At 62.2% G+C, this 16,036-nt stretch carries 15 protein-coding genes and 1 pseudogene; 6 read left to right on the top strand and 10 right to left on the bottom strand.

The annotated features are described in order from the left end of the window. Window positions 1-233 precede the first annotated feature (233 nt). The 3 genes from HL653_RS11865 (at window position 234) to HL653_RS11855 (ending at window position 3,113) form a co-directional block, all read left to right on the top strand. Window positions 234-986, top strand: coding sequence for a hypothetical protein (locus HL653_RS11865; protein WP_171744695.1), 753 nt, complete (start codon window positions 234-236; stop codon window positions 984-986). A gap of 70 nt (window positions 987-1,056) precedes the next feature. Next, a complete protein-coding gene (locus tag HL653_RS11860; protein WP_171744694.1) occupies window positions 1,057-1,824 on the top strand; it encodes a hypothetical protein in 768 nt (255 codons plus the stop codon). Between the two features lie 194 nt (window positions 1,825-2,018). Further along, a complete protein-coding gene (locus tag HL653_RS11855; protein ID WP_171744693.1) occupies window positions 2,019-3,113 on the top strand; it encodes a hypothetical protein in 1,095 nt (364 codons plus the stop codon). Between the two features lie 31 nt (window positions 3,114-3,144). Here the strand turns inward: HL653_RS11855 and HL653_RS11850 are convergent, their stop codons facing one another. The 3 genes from HL653_RS11850 to HL653_RS11840 are packed head-to-tail and all read right to left on the bottom strand — an operon-like array spanning window position 3,145 to window position 6,122. Beyond that, entirely contained in the window at window positions 3,145-4,941 is a 1,797-nt protein-coding gene (locus HL653_RS11850; protein ID WP_171744692.1) for a DUF2326 domain-containing protein, read from the bottom strand. Beyond that, window positions 4,928-5,176, bottom strand: a complete 249-nt coding sequence (locus tag HL653_RS11845; RefSeq protein ID WP_171744691.1) for an ABC-three component system middle component 8 — start codon at window positions 5,174-5,176, stop codon at window positions 4,928-4,930. The genes HL653_RS11850 and HL653_RS11845 overlap by 14 nt, the downstream gene beginning before the upstream one ends. Continuing rightward, window positions 5,163-6,122 (bottom strand): ABC-three component system protein, encoded by a 960-nt coding sequence (locus HL653_RS11840; RefSeq protein WP_171744690.1) that lies wholly within the window; start codon window positions 6,120-6,122, stop codon window positions 5,163-5,165. Before HL653_RS11840 ends, HL653_RS11845 begins: the two co-directional genes overlap by 14 nt. Before the next feature lie 641 nt (window positions 6,123-6,763). Between HL653_RS11840 and HL653_RS11835 the strand changes: the two are divergent. Further along, window positions 6,764-7,761 (top strand): annotated as a pseudogene (locus tag HL653_RS11835) (IS110 family transposase). Window positions 7,762-8,028: 267 nt separating this feature from the next. On the opposite strand, the gene HL653_RS11830 reads toward HL653_RS11835, so the two are convergent. From HL653_RS11830 to HL653_RS11800, 7 genes are all read right to left on the bottom strand, one after another. Beyond that, window positions 8,029-8,868, bottom strand: a complete 840-nt coding sequence (locus tag HL653_RS11830) for a hypothetical protein (protein WP_171744689.1) — start codon at window positions 8,866-8,868, stop codon at window positions 8,029-8,031. Between the two features lie 137 nt (window positions 8,869-9,005). Next, entirely contained in the window at window positions 9,006-10,052 is a 1,047-nt protein-coding gene (locus HL653_RS11825) for an AAA family ATPase (protein ID WP_171744688.1), read from the bottom strand. Between the two features lie 45 nt (window positions 10,053-10,097). Further along, entirely contained in the window at window positions 10,098-10,250 is a 153-nt protein-coding gene (locus tag HL653_RS11820; RefSeq protein ID WP_171744687.1) for an AAA family ATPase, read from the bottom strand. 387 nt (window positions 10,251-10,637) lie between these two features. Beyond that, on the bottom strand, window positions 10,638-11,096 hold the full coding sequence (locus HL653_RS11815; protein WP_171744686.1) for a DUF3489 domain-containing protein: 459 nt from the start codon (window positions 11,094-11,096) through the stop codon (window positions 10,638-10,640). A 91-nt stretch (window positions 11,097-11,187) separates the two neighbouring features. Further along, entirely contained in the window at window positions 11,188-11,532 is a 345-nt protein-coding gene (locus tag HL653_RS11810; protein ID WP_171744685.1) for a hypothetical protein, read from the bottom strand. Window positions 11,533-11,613: 81 nt separating this feature from the next. Then, on the bottom strand, window positions 11,614-11,874 hold the full coding sequence (locus HL653_RS11805) for a hypothetical protein (protein WP_171742670.1): 261 nt from the start codon (window positions 11,872-11,874) through the stop codon (window positions 11,614-11,616). Then, window positions 11,871-13,169 carry a glycerate kinase gene (locus tag HL653_RS11800; protein WP_171744684.1) on the bottom strand — a complete coding sequence of 433 codons (1,299 nt, stop codon included), beginning with the start codon at window positions 13,167-13,169 and terminating at the stop codon, window positions 11,871-11,873. The genes HL653_RS11805 and HL653_RS11800 overlap by 4 nt, the downstream gene beginning before the upstream one ends. 372 nt (window positions 13,170-13,541) lie before the next feature. Here HL653_RS11800 and HL653_RS11795 point away from each other — a divergent pair, with 372 nt between their 5' ends. Continuing rightward, window positions 13,542-15,155 (top strand): L-lactate permease, encoded by a 1,614-nt coding sequence (locus tag HL653_RS11795; RefSeq protein WP_171744683.1) that lies wholly within the window; start codon window positions 13,542-13,544, stop codon window positions 15,153-15,155. Next, window positions 15,152-16,009 carry a 2-keto-4-pentenoate hydratase gene (locus HL653_RS11790; protein WP_171744682.1) on the top strand — a complete coding sequence of 286 codons (858 nt, stop codon included), beginning with the start codon at window positions 15,152-15,154 and terminating at the stop codon, window positions 16,007-16,009. Before HL653_RS11795 ends, HL653_RS11790 begins: the two co-directional genes overlap by 4 nt. Window positions 16,010-16,036 lie beyond the last annotated feature (27 nt).

Raw genomic sequence — 16,036 nt, 5'->3', positions numbered from 1 at the left:
GGGCGCTAAGCCGACCGGCCGGTTTGTGCTACCCAAATGGCGGGTTTCAGCGAAAGCCGACGTTCGCGTCACCGACGGTGCGGCATGGTCGTTGTCGACCTGTCCGCGGCGACGGCTGGCATTGACTGGCAAGGTGGCCGAGCAGCTCGGCGAAGCGGGTATGCAGCTTAAAGCTGCGCCCCCTGTTCGGTCCCCACTGCCGCCTGCGATCGAGAGCCGCTATAACGGATGTAATGGCGACTGATTTCGAATATGATCTTTCGGCGGCGCTTCCTGCCCTGAGAGACCGCGGCGGGCAGCAAGAATTGATTACCGCGATCGAGCGGGCTTTATGGGTGGCATCTGCCCATCAGGATCTGAGCGACGCTGGCGATGCACTCCAGCTACTCGGCTCGCTCACCAAGAGTGACGGCCATGGCGGGCTGACGGGAGCAGAGAGATCGACGGCAGTGGGTTGCCTGTTTGCTCAAGCTATAATCCTTTACGCGCGAGCGACTGAGACCAAGCCGATCGAGCGGGAACAGTGGTTCGGGCGCGAGAAGCTGAAGGGCGACGATCGCGGGCTTCATGCCGAGACGATGGAATTGCGCAATCATGCGCTGGCGCACTTCGGCAAGGCAGCCGAGATGGCCGACGGGTCACTGGTCAGCGAGGCGCTGGTGATGCGCAAGGCTAGCGAGGGTATTGGCATCACGTTCTATTCGGCTCGGGCGCAAAACCGCGCGCAGTTTGCGCGCCGTCTGATCGGTCTCGTCGAGCAGGTCCGGTCGCTCGCCTATGACGCCACCCAAGCGCGCTATGCGGCGCTTGGGACGGCGTTGGCCGCGGCATCAAAAGTTGACGCTGGCGTGCCTGCGCTCATGCGCGGGTTTCGCTTCGACCCTGACGCGTTTTGCACCGTGCCGGGCTGGATCGACGCGTTCAGAGGCAATGCCGACACAGGCGCGTTTACCAGCCATGGCGCAATCGAGAAGCCGAACGCGTGAGAGGCCTTGTCCCCGCCCCCCACCCTGTCCCATTGTGGAATTCGATGACGGTCCGCGATGGCTGCCGAGCTTGGTTTTCCAGCTCGGCGACCTCTTGCCCGTTGACGCAGGCGAGCAACTCAGGGACGCCGATCCTGAAAGCCCCGTCAGCGCACGGTTCGCGCTGTACCAGATTGCCGACAAGCGTCGCTTGTGGGAGGCCGCGCGTACCTGGCTGCTGGTACGCGACGTCTTCGCGTATCACGGCACCCGTATCAACGACGCGCAACGTCGCTCGATCGAGCGGGAGGGGCTGCGCCCGCTGATCGCCGTTGAACGGGTGGCGGCTATCGAGGCCTTTCTCGGCGAACATCCCCGGTGGCCCGAGATCGGTGGTCGCGTTGCCGAAGCGATCGAGTTCGTTTGCAGCCGGGCCGGCAATCGCGAAGGCATGGTCTACGGTCTGTTCTCGAGGAGTGGGCTCGTCCGTGGCTGCAACCACTACCTGGTCGAAGGATCGGAATTCGATCATCACGTCGCCAACTATCTGCTTAACGAGATCTGCCACGACGAGAACCGGCGTCGCGGACAGGGCACGTTGCTGCAGTTTCGGCTTACCGGCGAAGAGGCGATTGCCGCCGCCAATCCGCGCGGCGAGATCGGTGATGAGCCGAACCTGCTGGCCGAGCTGATCGGGGCGGTCGCATGGTGGCTTACCACCGGTGACGACGACACGGCCGCGCAGGAGGAAGGCTGCGGCCTGATGCGATACGATGCGATTTCGCCGGATCGGATCACGGCCTTCATTACCGTGCCTGACGAGGAACTCTGGCCTCATTACGACAATCGCGCGCATTGAGCGGCGCGGCTTTCAATCGGTGCGGTGGAGTGAGGCTAGTGACCTCGCTGACCGCACCTTTTATCGTCTGATGCATGATCGTTCGAGAATATGCATCCTGCGACGAGTGCGGGACCGTCCATGTGTTGCGGATCGGGATGGGCGCTGAGCCGGTCCAAGCCCATCATTTCGCGTGCCGGAACTGCGGCCAGGAGATGGGTATCCTGATCGAGGATAAGGTTGGCATGTCGTTCGGGCCGAACGCTACGCGGGCGGCGCCCGATGATGGGGGGTCGATCGTCAATCTCCACCCAAGCTTCGTGTTCACCAAGGAAGAGATTGGCAGTGCCGATGCGTTTCCCAGTATCGAACATGGCCGAAACCTTGTTGATGCCATGCTGGATGCAAGGGCGCGGGCAGGCCTGTCGCAAGAACTCCCACCCTTCTCGGTTGACGAGCCGCGACGAGCGCGGGTCATGGAGGAGTGGCCGCAACTCCGGGCGGCCTGGTCCCTTACTCGTAACGGTAAGCTCGATCTGGCCCAGAAGCGGATAGATGGGTTTGTCGACACCGCCGGGTACGAAGACCCGCCCAGCTCGATCCAAGATTGGATCTTCCAATTTATCGGAGACCTGACCCGCCCCTATTACGAGCGGCTGTGGGAAGGACTTTTCGACCAGGTCAGCGTCGCGGTCCAGAAAAAGGACTTTGAGCGCTTCGTTGCCTATTATGGCGCTGAACTGAGCGCCGCGCACGGGCGCCGCTACTTCGAGGTCTGCAAGGCCTACCTCGGCGCTTACTCCGAATTCTCACAGGTGCATCAGCTCGTGGCGTCGGCCATCACGGTTGATGATTCCCATGTCGCCGCGTCGTCCAATTTCGATCTTACGCGCATGTTCTACGGGAACGCGTTCGAGGCGTTCGGCGACAACGTGGAGCTGCTGACCGCGGTGAACAATCTGATCGAGGATCGCCCGTTCGACCAGCTGCGGTCGATCACCTTCGAGGCGTATCGGGCGACCGACAAAGCCGGTCGCACCAAGGCGTTTGCCGGCAATCCGGCGCTAGCGGCGGTCGCCGGCGAGTTCGACAATCAGCTGCGCAATGCCTCGCACCACGGCGGCATGACGTTCGATCGCGCGTCGGGGATGATCGAGTATCGCGCGGGCAAAGGCGGCCAGGGCGAGGTCGAGACGATCAGCTACGCCGCCTACCTCGCGCGCAGCTCCCGCCTGTTTATCCAGCTGATGCTGGTCTTTCGGCTAGAAATGCTGATCGCCAACAAGTTCGGCGCGCGGCTGCCGGTGTGAAATCGCCGCCGCCAAGCGGCATCCTTCCACCTTACCATGATGGCATTTTGAACAGGCGGCCGCTCTCGCCCTCGTCATGCAGAAGCAACACGATCTCATCGCCTTCGAAGAAGGGCTGGTCGACCGAACGTTTCGGTAGATCGGAATCGATCAGCGTGACGATCGATTGGATCCCCATGCCGGTGTAGCGCCGCAACACGGAGATCAGGACCTCCTTCTTGCGGTCGTCGAGCGACTCCAGCACGCCGTCATGATAGGCGAAGCGCGGGAACGCTTCGCACAGGTGCGCGCGGATCAGCGCGAGGTCGAAGGCGACGCAGAGCAGCTTGCGGTAGCTGTGGCCGCGATCGGCGCTCGTGGCGTTGCCAGCTTCGTCCAGCAGCTCGGCCTTGAACTCGAGATGGCCGGCACGGTTGACCGAGACATTGAGGAGCGCCTTGCTATCGATGACCTCTTCGACGATTTCGTTGAAGTAGAGCCGGATCGCGGAGAACAGGCTGTCGGCATTCGCGCTCTTCGCCTCGACATCGGCTTCGATCGCGCTTTGAAGATGGATTTTCTCTTCCTGTAGCGAGCGAATGTCGGTCCGCAGCTGTTGCAGACGATGGACAAAATCGCGCTGCCGCTGGAGGGACTGGATGTCGGCGCGCAGCGTCACTAACTCGCTGCTGAACCGCTTGTATTTGGCGAAGCTGTCGGTCTCGCTGAGAAAGGCAAGCATCTCGGCGCGGCGCTTGCCGAGCGCGGTGAGCTCGGCATTGACCGTCTTCAGCTCGACATCGATGTCCGCTCGCTCCTCTACGAGATAGCCCTGGCGCTCTTCGGTAATAGCCTTGTTGAAATCGATCAGCTGCTGGAAGTCGCGTTTGATCTGGCCGCCAAACAGGACGCCCGCCTCTTCGAACAGCTCAGCGGCCTCATCGGGATTGAAGAGGATCTGGTCGTCCTGCAGCGACGCGACGATCTTCTTGCGGTTGGCCATCAGCGAGTAGCGGCGCGCATTTAGCACCGCGATCCGCTCGTCGACCTTGTCCACCAGAAGCTTCGTCTCGGATTTGTCCTCGCTACGAAAATCGAAGCCGTCGAGCAGCGCCTGCTTCTTATCGACCTCCTGCGTCTTCAGGAGGAGGATGCCGTCGATCTTGCCGGCGTCCTCAATGTCCCCGCCGCCCAGCTCCTGCCGGATCGTCGCCGACTTGCTCTCCATTTCGGCAAGCGCCGCTTCCTTGGCGTAATGTTCACCGATGAGCGCGGCATCAAAGCCCAATATGTGGGCGAGAAACGGCTTCCAGTCGGCGTGCGAGTTGGCGAAGCGGCGCAGGTGGAACACGTCGCCGAAATCTTCCTGCGAGCGAAGGAAGTAGCCAAGCCCTTTGCGGTAGTGCCACGGTTTGAGCGCCCGCCAGTCGAGATAGCTGTCGAGCAGCTCGCGCGCCCGCTCGAACGGGACGTCAAGATGGTCCCAGTCGCGATCGGGGAGGTCAGAGAAATCCTGATGGCGTGCGACATGCTTCTTGAACGCGATCCGGCTATGCCCGGCAACGCTCCGACGCACCGTGACATAGGTGCCGTCGAGCAGCTCCACCTCAAGGAAAAATACGAACTCGCCAAACCGGTCCTCGTGCCGGAACAGGAAAAAGTTCTGATCCCGGCCGGCCAGGAAACCAAAGTCGAGCAACCGGCCGAGCGTCGTCTTGCCGAGATTATGCGTGTCCTGATCTTGGTTCTCCGGCAGCCGGATCTCCGCGAGGACCACATTAAGCTCAGGCGTGAATTCGACCGCGGCGAACCGGTCCGGCTGGTCGGTATAGAGCTTAGACGGCTTCATTCAGGCCAACATATTCGAACGAGTCCGTTTTCGGATGGTAGATCACCAAGCCCAGCAGGAACAGGAAGTTGAGCGAGGGCAGGAACAGCACGTCGCCGCCCGACACGCTCTTGCGAGCATAGGAAAGCAACGAGCTGTAGTCGGCCAGCCGCTTCGCTTTGAGCCGCTTCAACAGCAGTATCGCGACGTTGACGACCGTGCGGTCGGGATGAGCGTGCTTGCTAGGCCGCAGCATCGTCCGCCCCGAGGCCGATGTCGCAGTTCCAGTACATGTAGAAGACGACCGCGCGGGTCAGGCGCTTGTGCTGCCGCAGGACCGGATCGCGATCGAACAGCAGGTCGACGAGGTAGTTCATCACCGCGTCGAAATTCTGATACTCCTTGCGCTTCGCGATGATCTTGAGCTCAAACTCGTCGACTGCTGCCTCATAGGCTTTCAAAATATGCTGGTTCTCGGGTGCGGCGAGAAAGGCGCGGATCTGGGCGGTATCCTTCAGATAACGCCGGCGCTGCAGCGTCGCATATTCCGGGGTCATCTGGTTGAGGACGTTCTTCACCTCATAGGGTGTGCGCGCCTCGGGCGGCGCGTCGATCGTATCCTCGATCAGCGCACTATGCGCGGCGAACGCCTCGACCACTTCGGCCAGCTCATCAGGTGACACGATCAGCGGTGAGTCGACCGGATCGAGATTAGCGAGCTTCGCAGCTTCGGGAAACTGCTTCAGCCAAGACTCGAGTTGCTCGATGCCGCACAGATAGATCGAGCTTTCGGGCAGGCCGGCGGCTTCCGCGATATAGGTCGTGATCGTCTGCTCGGCATTGCCGGCAAGCCTTCGGTTTGAAAACAGCATGTAGTGATCGATTTGGCCGGCCTCACGCAGCTTTTTCACGCGCAGGACTTCTTCACCGATCACGGTCTTGTCGGACTTGGTGCTGTAGAATTCCGGCTCAGAAAAACTCTTATTGTAGCCGTTAGTGTGCTTCGCTTGAACGATGACGGTTCCCACCCACGGACCTGCAGTGCTCGGAAAAAGCTGGGCGGTGCCGACGAACTTCGCGTCTCGGCCGCCATCTGGGCCTTTGGCGAACCCTTTCACACCAACACCGAGCAGGTGACGGCAGAGAAGGACGATTAGCGATTCAAACTGATCGTCTCCCAGGTCTTCATAACGGTACATCATGCCGGCGCCCTCGGCGCCATGCTCCGGCGCGAGTGCGTTGGCGCACGACCATGATAACTCAGGCAGCTCATGGGCCGACCTTTTATCTGAAATTGCCCTTGCGCCAAGCACCGCTTGAAAGGGCGAGCCTCCCGAATGCCTCGCCGCTTCGTCTGGATCGGCGCGAGGCCGAAGCCGGTTGATCTCCAAGCACCGCTGGCACCGACGTCGTCGACCCTAGCGCTGCTGGTCGGAGCGAATGGTCGGCACGGGTCCGCCAAGAATGAGACCGTCCCGGGCAAGCGAAGGCCGCTCCCCGTCGGCGATATGATCATCCAGCGTGCGGTGAAGCGTAGCAAGGTCGACAGACAACCGCTCGTCCGAACGACCGCCGCCGTGCCGCTTCGCCTCCGCGAAAAGATTGAGCGCCCCGGCAAGTAGGACTGCGCCGACATCAGCACTGCCGCCTCGCACATTGCCGAGCTTCGCACACGGGTAGCAATATGAACATTTCGCACACGGGTAGCAACATCAGCATGGGGTAATCGCGGGAGCGAGACCTCAGGCTGTCACGAGATGGAGGCGGGTGGCTGTTCCCGACTAAGATGGAAGTACGGGCTCACGACCGGAAGCCGGGCCCAAGCATCTGATGGAGAACAGCCATGGACGAGTATATCGGGCTCGACGTTTCGCTGAAAGAGACGGCGGTATCAATTCGGCGCGCAGGCAAGCGCGTCTGGCGCGGCAAGTGTTCGTCGGACCCGCAACTGCTCGCGGCGCTGATCCGCAAGCATGCGCCTGCCGCCAAGCGGGTCGTGTTCGAGACCGGTCCGCTGTCGGTGTGGTTCTTCCACGCGTTGACCGCGGAGGGGATGCCGGCGATCTGCATCGATGCGCGTCATGCCAAAGCGGCACTCGACATGGCGGCGAACAAGACGGACGCCAACGATGCCGACGGTCTCGCCCATTTGGCGGAGGTTGGCTTCTACAAGGAAGTGCGGGTCAAAAGCTTCGATAGCATGCTCGCGCGCACCTTAGTGGCAGCGCGGACTCGACTGGTGCGGATCGGCACGGAGCTGTCGAACCAGATCAGAGGCCTGATGAAGACATTCGGCCTCATCGTTCCGGCTGTCATGGGCAGGAAGTTCGAGCGTCATGTGGAAGCGCTGCTGGCCGACAATGTCGACCTGGCCCGGATCATTCGACCGTTGCTCGAGGCTTGGCATGCCATCCGCCTTCGCGCCGCAGAGCTTGGACGCAAGCTGCCGGCTGATGCTCGACGCAGCGATGCCTGCCAGCTGCTCATGTCGATCCCCGGCGTCGGCGTCGTGACCGCCACCTCGTTTATCACCGCGATCAAGGACCCGTCCAGCTTCAAGCGCTCCCGATCAGTAGGTGCCTGGGTGGGGCTGACCACTCGGCGCTATCAGTCCGGCTAGATCAACTATGACGGTCACATCTCCCGGCGTGGCGACAGCCATCTGGCGGGCTGCTCTACGAAGCCGCTACCGTGCTTCTCACCCGCAGCCGGTCCGAATGCGATCTACGCAGATGGGGGCTGCAGCTCCGAGAGCGGCTCGGCTTCAAGCGCGCCGCCGTCGCCGTCGCCCGCAAGGGCGGCGCTACGGGCTCGCATTGTCATCGCAACTGGTTGTGGTGATCGCGGCCCGCCGCATGACAGTCAACGGCATCGTTCCGGCGAAGACGACGGCCGTGTCAATTAGGCCGATCTCAGACGAGAATGACAATCGCGTCGAGATTAGGATAGATATTCCCTTCGGCGCAAAGCTTCCTTCGCAGGAGAGCGGGTGAAAGCGCCGACGAGCGAGCAAAGATCGCGCCGGTATCGACGGGCAACATAACCGTTAGGACGAGGATTAGGCAGCTTCGTCCACGTCCTCGCCGCCTAACTGGATCGTCCGACCGATCACCGGAGGACATCATGCGCAAACCCCGAAACTATGATGACGACCTGAAGCTCAGCGATGCTGTTATCCGCCGTTAGATCGTTATCCCCTATCAAGTTATCTCGGAAAATTTCCCACACGTGATCGCCGAAGCCGGTCCGCAATGTCGCCCGGTCAGCCGCCTCAACCGTAACAAAAAGCGCTCCTGCGCTATCGCCCTGTCTGTTCTCATCCCCAGCAAACCCGCCCTTCATACTCCAATGGGCGCGTTGCTCGCCGCTCAGGCGTCCCAATGCTCGAACCTTTCGCAGCCGTTCCTGTCGGCCGGCTCCGCTGGCGTTGGCCCACGTCTGAAGTTGCCCCGATGGGAGATAGTTTTCGATACTGCGCCGTTGAAGCCGATGATGCGGCACACTGGCTGCGACGCAGGCGGCGACGGCCTGATTGGATTGTCCGCTCGGCGCGTTTGGTCTGAGTGCGTCGCTATCGAACAGCGCCCACATTCTGTGCCTAGTTGGAGCGTCCAGGTTGTTCACTCGCCTTGTCAGGCTCGTTATGCCTCCGGCGCTCTCGAAAAATAGACTGCCGGCTGCCTCCATTCGTTCGAAGAACGAGCGCTCTGCGGTAGACGCCACGGCAAGAATGAAACTGCGATCCGAGGTTCCATTTTCTAACAATGCCAAAAAAGGCTGCTGGACAAACGTTGCCGCGTCGCTGAGCGTTAGTCGTGGAGGAGTGGTGTTCCACACCGATTGTGGAATGGGCAAAACGAGTGCTGCGCGATCAGCCGGCTCGCGAGACTCAAGCGAGTAGGCGTCCGATAGCGCCAGTTCCCACTCTTCACGCTCTTGATGACCCAAACCTCCGAACCACCTGAGAAAACGCGCGTCTCGATCGTCAGAGATGAGAACTCTGTGACGGCCCTTTCAAAGCGGCCCACGCGATCACATGTAGATCCAGCGCATTTCCCACTCCGGAAAACAGCGCCGCATCAAGTTCAACTCGCATTGTTACTATCTGGTCGGCGAGCCAAGACGACCGCGCGGGCCATTTCGGCCCGCTCGTTGAACACCCCTGGTGGCCATGATCCCCCAGCCGGTCGTGCCTCGGAATCGAACCTTATTGGGGCTGTTTTGGCTGGTTGGTTAGCCTCTTTCTCCACCCAATAAACAAGCACGTCAGAAACTTTTAGCTGCTGATCAAGGATCGCCAGTTGAACGGCGAGCAAAAAGCTCTCCGAGTGCGTCTCGGCTAGGATTTGAGCCTTTCCGCTTGCGGCAACTCGGCAAAGTAGGCGCGCGAGGGCGGGTTCTGCCGCAGCATGTAGATGAAGCTCTGGGTGCTCCAACACCAGAATTGGATTGGGGCCTAGGAGATCACGCTCCGCAAGTAGGAGTAGGGCGATAATAGAAAGAACCTGGCCCATTCCTTCACCGGTATCCGCAAGTTCTATGAGAGAACCTGACGATTCGATGCAAAAGGAAAAGAGCTCTTCAGAAGCGAAAGCCCCCCTCCTGATCGCTAATCGGGACCCCATCGCCGTTTGATACCAATCGGCAAGTGCCGACATAATATCTGAGCCCGAAATGTCGTTCGCGTAAATCAGCTGGGTTATGCCAGTGCCATCTGGGGCTAGAGGTGCATCAGGTCGATAAGTCTCATGCCGAGGCGGCGTCGCGCGATTGGCTTGTAGCCAATAAGTGTTGCCCACCAACTTTGGTAGAATCTGGCTGCAGATCGCGGCCACGCTGATAGGGTCAGAGGCCTCTGACACTTGCGGCAATATCCCCGAGAAGGTCACTTCAACCTCTTCGACCCCAGCGCTAGTCTCTAGGAAATACGTTGTGAGCCGCTCGCGCAATGCCGCCCAGCGCAGACTTCCGATGAGTGTACCATCTTTAGCTATTCGAAGTGACTCGATCACCTGCGTATGTTGGTCGGCAAGATCGCGAACAACGAACTCAAACTCGTATCCTTCGCCCACCAAGGTAAATGACAAGGCGGAACTCGAACCGAAAGTTGATAGAAGATTCTGAAAGCTCATCCCGCGAAGGGCGGCTGCATTCATATTGATTGGGGAATTCCCAGATTACGTGATTGTATCACGCAAGGTCGGCAGCCAGCGCATGAGTGCGCTTTTCCCGGCACTGTTATATCCGAATAGAAGTGTTAGTGGCTGAACTTCCACGCTGACAGCGGTAAATGCCCGGTAGTTGTTCACTTGGAAATGATCGATGCCCATGTCCCTCCATAGCGGGCGGGCGGCCGCGTGACTAGCGATTGCGCCGCCCGCGCCTGATCGAGCCAATGCCACCCGTGTTTCGATGGGGCGCTGTCGGACGTACTCTATGTGAATGAACGGTTAGTTTTGGAGCGCCGCAACGGGCGCCTCAATGTCGTCTCCTGGGCCTGGGCAGCGTGAGTGCAGTCCGAAATCACGTTTCGCGTCTCTATGCGAAGATCGGTGTGAACCGACGCAGCGCAGCAGTGATCTGGGCACGGGAACGAGGAATTGGCGGTCGCGCCGGGGAGCCGCGTTGACCGGGGCTGGGCACGCGAGCCCACTCCTTCCTGAGCTTATCGGACGACAAGCTGTCGAGTGCCGCCAGCCGCTGATTCAGGCTCACCATCAGCCGACGATCCGGTAGCAGGTCGCGTCGTCGCGCTTGAACCGCTCGATGGCGTGTCCCTTCTTGCGCAGGCCGGTCAGCGCCGCACGCGTCGTGCGCGGGAGCCATCCCGTAGCGGCGATCAGATCCGCCAGCTTGGCGCCTTGCTCTCGGCCATGCAGCGCCAGCACTGCCGCCGACTTCGTGGCGCGCGGGGCCGACAGCGTTGCCTCGCCGACGCTTGCCGCCTCCGCCTCACCGCCATCCCCCACATCCACACCGATGGCGGTAAGGCCAGCGATGGTCGCGAACACCGCATCTTCGCCGCGTTGTTCGGCCAGGCCCGCTTTGATCAAGCTGGCGGTCGCCTTGGTGACGCGGGCGCCTTCGGTGATGCCCTCGAGCGGATAGAAGGCGAGATCATCACGTCGGGATGCGGTCGAAAGCAGAATCGTCTGGGTGTCGGAAAGCTTGGGCATATGGTGGTCCTCTGGTCGAGGAGAGCGGTACCGTCGCCGCTCCCACCAGCCTCAGCCCCGACGATCAAAGTCGTCGGAGCAGGCGGCTCGCTTACCAGCGAGTCGCATCAGTCTGTTCGCTCCGATCGACAGCGAAGTCGAGCGCGAACGACGGCTTCAGCACCACCGGTTCGAAAGGCGGCCGTATCCTCGCAATTGGGCCCTCTGCCGGCTGGCTCGCACCACGTCCTTGTTGTTCTTGAGTTGGGTGACCCAGTTGACGCCTTGGGGTGGCCACCACGCGAACAACCGGGTCGAGAACAGCCGCCTTCCCTTCCGACGACGCGAGCGCGCCATGCTTAGGTTCAGGCGAATGGCGAGCCTGCAGAAGTTCCCCTCTGCCCACGTCAACGTGCACAACCACTTCAATCTCGAACGCCACCTCGTCGATCGCCAAACCTGCAAGATTCGCCTCTCGGCCGCCTTGGCTGAGGGGCAAGACGGCACGACGCGCTGCTCAGGATCATCGTTCCCGGCCCTATGTTGGGCACTGTTGTCCCCTCACCCGCTGCTCCACCCGGTCCGCCAGCGAGGCGCGGATCGGCATGCCGAGTTTGATCTTCCGCCACGTGTTATAGCTCAGTCCGAACTGGTCGGTCAGGGCCTCGTCGGTCTGCGCATGGACGGCGGCGACCATAAGCGAAGCCACCGCCGGATCGAGGTAACGGCAGCCATTGGGGAGCGGCGCGCGCACGCGACCGGCGCCCTGCCGGCGAGGCTGTTGGTTGCGCTGGCTCATGCGCTTTCCCTATCGCTTTCGGGAATCACAAAGATCGCCCGGAAATCGTTGACATTGGTGCAGGTGGGGCCGGTGATCAGTAGATCATCGAGCGCCGCGAAGAAGCTCCCGCTGTCATGCCCTGCCAGATAATCCTGGGCACGGAGCCCTGACGCATCACCTCGGTCGAGTGTATCGGGCGCCACGATCGCTCCCGCGCCGCCACCGCTCGCCCCGTCCTCGCCGTCCGTATCGGCGGCGAGCGCCCAAAGCGTGGCGCGATCGCGCGCCGCCAGCGCCAGCGCTAGCGCGAATTCCGTATTCCGCCCGCCGCGTCCGGACCGCTGGCCGGCCAGCGTCACAGTCGTCTCGCCGCCCGACAGCAGCACGCGCGGCTTTCCCGAAGCGTTGACGGCAAGCGCCGCCATCTTCCGCGCAAGCTCGCTGCTTTCGCCTTCGAGATCGTCACCCAGCATCTCGACCTCGATGCCGGCGGCTCGCGCCACCGCGGCGGCGGCCTCCAGGCATGCGCGCGGCGTCGCGATCAAGCGCACGTCCGTCATCGCCGCGGCGGACGGCGGTCCGGGCGGCGCGACCAGCCGCGCATATGCCGCCGGGCTGATCGCGTCCTTCAGGCGATCGGCCAGTGCCGAAAGATCGCGCCCGGCATCGGGATCGGGAATCGTGGGACCGGAGGCGATCGCGGCGAGATCGTCGCCGGGAATGTCGCTGATCGTCAGCGTCACCACCCGCGCAGGGGCCGCCGCCGCCGCGAGCTTCCCACCCTTGATCGCCGAAAGCCGGCGCCTCACAGCATTCATCGCGCGGATGTCGAGCCCCGATGCGAGAAGCGCGCGATTGACGCGCTGCTTGTCCGCCAGCGTCAGCCCTTCGGCAGGCATCGCCATGACCGATGATCCGCCGCCGGAAATGAGCGCCAGCACGAGATCTTCGGGGGCGAGCCCCTGTACTAGATTCAGCATCTCGCGCGCGGCCGCCTCGCTGCTGGCATCCGGCACTGGGTGCGCCGCCTCGCGGATGCGGATGCGGGAAGCCGAACGGCCGTACCCGTAAGGTGTCACAACCGCGCCCGACAGATCGACGTCCGGCCAGGCCGCTTCCACCGCCACCGCCATCGATGCAGCAGCCTTACCCGCGCCGACGACAATGCATCGGCCGCCGGGCCTAGGCGGCAGATGAGGAGCAAGCACAGCGAGCGGATCAGCCGCGCGCACCGCAGCATCGAACATTGCGCGTAGCAGCGACCGTACCTCCCGATCCGTCCAGTACGCCGCCTGATCGATCGCCGCCGTCATCGGCGTGCTCCCGCAGGGTCGCCGCAGCGACGCGCCCATCCGGCCTGCTCCATCCCGCAAAAGCGCCCCATCGCCCTCTCCCGTCGTCCGGCGGATTCGCGCCCGCCTGTCACGGCAAAGAAGCACGAGTTGAACATTTTGGCTAGTCCTTATTACCAAAATTTGAAGTGACTAGATCGCATTGGGGGCGCCCGGTTCACCCTTGTATGCCTTGATATCCTCCTTCCTGCCTTATGCTCCTAAGTCGCACTACGCTGAGTTTCTACCTGATAAAATAATATGGATATCAAATATGACCAGTTGAAAGATTGGTCGAGCACCGATATCGTCGCGGCAGATGGGCGAACAATGCGCCCTTGAAAGGGGAGGATGATGTTTCATCAATTGGTCACGCCAGTTGCCGGGAATCTGGCAGCCTCCTTCCTGACGGCATCAGTGCCGATCGCGGTGGTGCTGGTTCTGCTCGGCATAGTCCGGCGGCCCGCTTGGCAGGCATCGATCGCGGGCACCGTCGTCGCATTCGTGCTCGCCGTGACGGTCTGGCAAATGCCGGCTGGACTAGCGATCAACAGCATCGCCGCGGGCGCGACGTTCGCCGCATGGCCCGTGATGTGGATTGTCCTCAACGCGTTACTCCTTTACAACATCTCGGTCGTATCGGGGCGTTTCGACGCGTTTCGCGCCTGGATGGTCCAGCATCTGCCGAACGACCGCCGCGTCGTGCTGGTCGTGATTGGCTTCTCCTTCGGCTGTCTACTGGAAGGCGTCGCCGGCTTCGGCGCGCCGATCGCGATCACCAGCGCGCTGCTCGTCGCGCTGGGCTTCAAGGCGATAGACGCGGTCGTCTTCACCCTGATGTTCAATACTGCTCCCGTCGCCTTCGGCGCGCTCGGTGCGCCCGTCACCACGCTCGGCGCGGTGACGCAGCTTCATGACGTGACGCTAGGAGCGATGATCGGACGCCAGCTTCCCTTCATTGCGCTGGCGCTGCCGTTCTACGTGATCGCCGTTTATGGCGGCGCGCGCGCGATCCGGGGCGTGTGGCCGGTGCTGCTCGTAGCGGGCGGCTCCTTCGCCTTCGTCCAGTTCTTGTCGTCCAACTATCTCGGATACGCCCTGACCGACGTGCTCTCGTCGCTCAGCTCGCTGATCCTGACGCTGATCTTTGTGAAGGTGTGGAAGGTCGCACCCGATCCTGAATATGCGCTGCGACCGGCAGGTGTAGCGCCAGCGCCGTCGATCGCGGGCGGGCGGACGTTGCCCGGCTGGCAAGGATGGCTCCCGTGGCTCGTGCTCTCGCTGACCGTGATCGTGTGGGTCCATCTTAAGATCAACACGATCGGCGAGTTGAAGGTCCAATGGCCAGGCCTGCACAATCAGATCTTCATCACGACCTACAATCAGCCCTACGCCGCGATCTGGAGCTTCCAGCCGCTGGCGACGGGATCCGCGATCCTCGTCGCGACGCTGATCACCTCGCTGCTCGTACGCGTCACCCCCGCGCAGTTCTTGACCGCCATACGCGAAACGCTTCGGCAGGTCCGCCTGCCACTGGCGACGACAATGATCATCGTCGGCCTGGCCTATCTCATGAATTATTCGGGCATCGCCTATACGCTCGGCGTCGGCATCGCCTCGGTCGGCATCTTCTTTCCGCTCGTCTCAGCCTTTCTCGGCTGGCTGGCCGTGTTCCTTTCGGGCAGCGATACCTCGGGCAACGCGCTGTTCGGCAATTTGCAGGTCGTGGCTGCCAACCAGCTTCAGTTGAGCCCGGTGCTAATGGCTGCGACGAACGCTTCGGGCGGTGTCCTTGGTAAAATGATTTCTCCGCAGAACATCTCCACCGGCACATCGACCACCGATCTGAAGGGCCAGGAAGGTGCGATCCTCGCACGCACCTTCAAACACAGCATCTTCCTCACGCTGGTGCTCGGCATCATCGTGATGCTCCAGCAGTTCGTATTCCCCTGGGTGATCCCGCGTTGATCGCCACGACGGCCCTACGCATCGCCGCCGCCTGCGGAGCGGCGATGCTGGCGGGATGCGCGACATTGCCGCCCGCCGATCGCGCCTATCTCGATGCCTATGACACGGCCGAGAAGGCGGGGCGCCCCTTCACCCCCGTCACCGATACGCACGCATCGCTGACCTTGCCCGGCGCCTATCGGGTGCAGGCCGCGCTGGTGAGGCGCCGCCTTGCCACCGGCGATCGGATCGCCGGCTACAAGGGGGGATTGATGTCGCAGGCGTCGCTCAAGGCGCGCGGCGTGGCGGAGCCGCTGTCGGCCGTCCTGTTCCGCTCGGGTCAGGTCGACAGCGGAACGCCAGTCTCGCTTTGCGGTTATCGCAAGGGTTCGTTCGAGATGAAGCTCGGCTTCATCTTCGGCCGTGCGCCGCGCCATCCGGCGCGCGATGCCGCGACGCTGATGCAAGCGGTCACGCGCGTCGTGCCTGTCGTGGACCTGCCGGATATCGGCTATCGCAATCCCGACGCCTATTCGGCCGTTGACATGATTGCCGCCAATGTTTCCGCCGCGCGCTATGTCGTTGGCAGGACGGGGCCGCCCGGCGTCCTCGATCTCGACGCGCTGGCCGTCGCGATGACGCGCGACGGCATGCCGATCACGAAAGGCTTCGGTCGGGAGTCGTTCGGCAGCCAACGGGAAAGCCTGCTCGCGGTCGTCCGCGCGATCGCGCGATCGGGACACCGGGTGAAGGCCGGCGATCTCGTCATCACCGGCAAGATCGGCGAGCGCGGCTGGCTTCCGCCGGGCGCCTATCTCGCAGATTATGGGCCGCTGGGCGTAGTGAGGTTCAGTGCCGAATCCTGCCCCGGCTGAACGATGACCGCTCGGAGCCGCGGCTGC

This window comes from Sphingomonas sp. AP4-R1, assembly GCF_013113735.1.
In the GTDB taxonomy this organism is placed as follows: Bacteria; Pseudomonadota; Alphaproteobacteria; order Sphingomonadales; family Sphingomonadaceae; genus Sphingomonas_I.
Note: the sequence above shows the minus strand (reverse complement) of the source record. Positions and strands in the feature narration are given on the sequence as shown.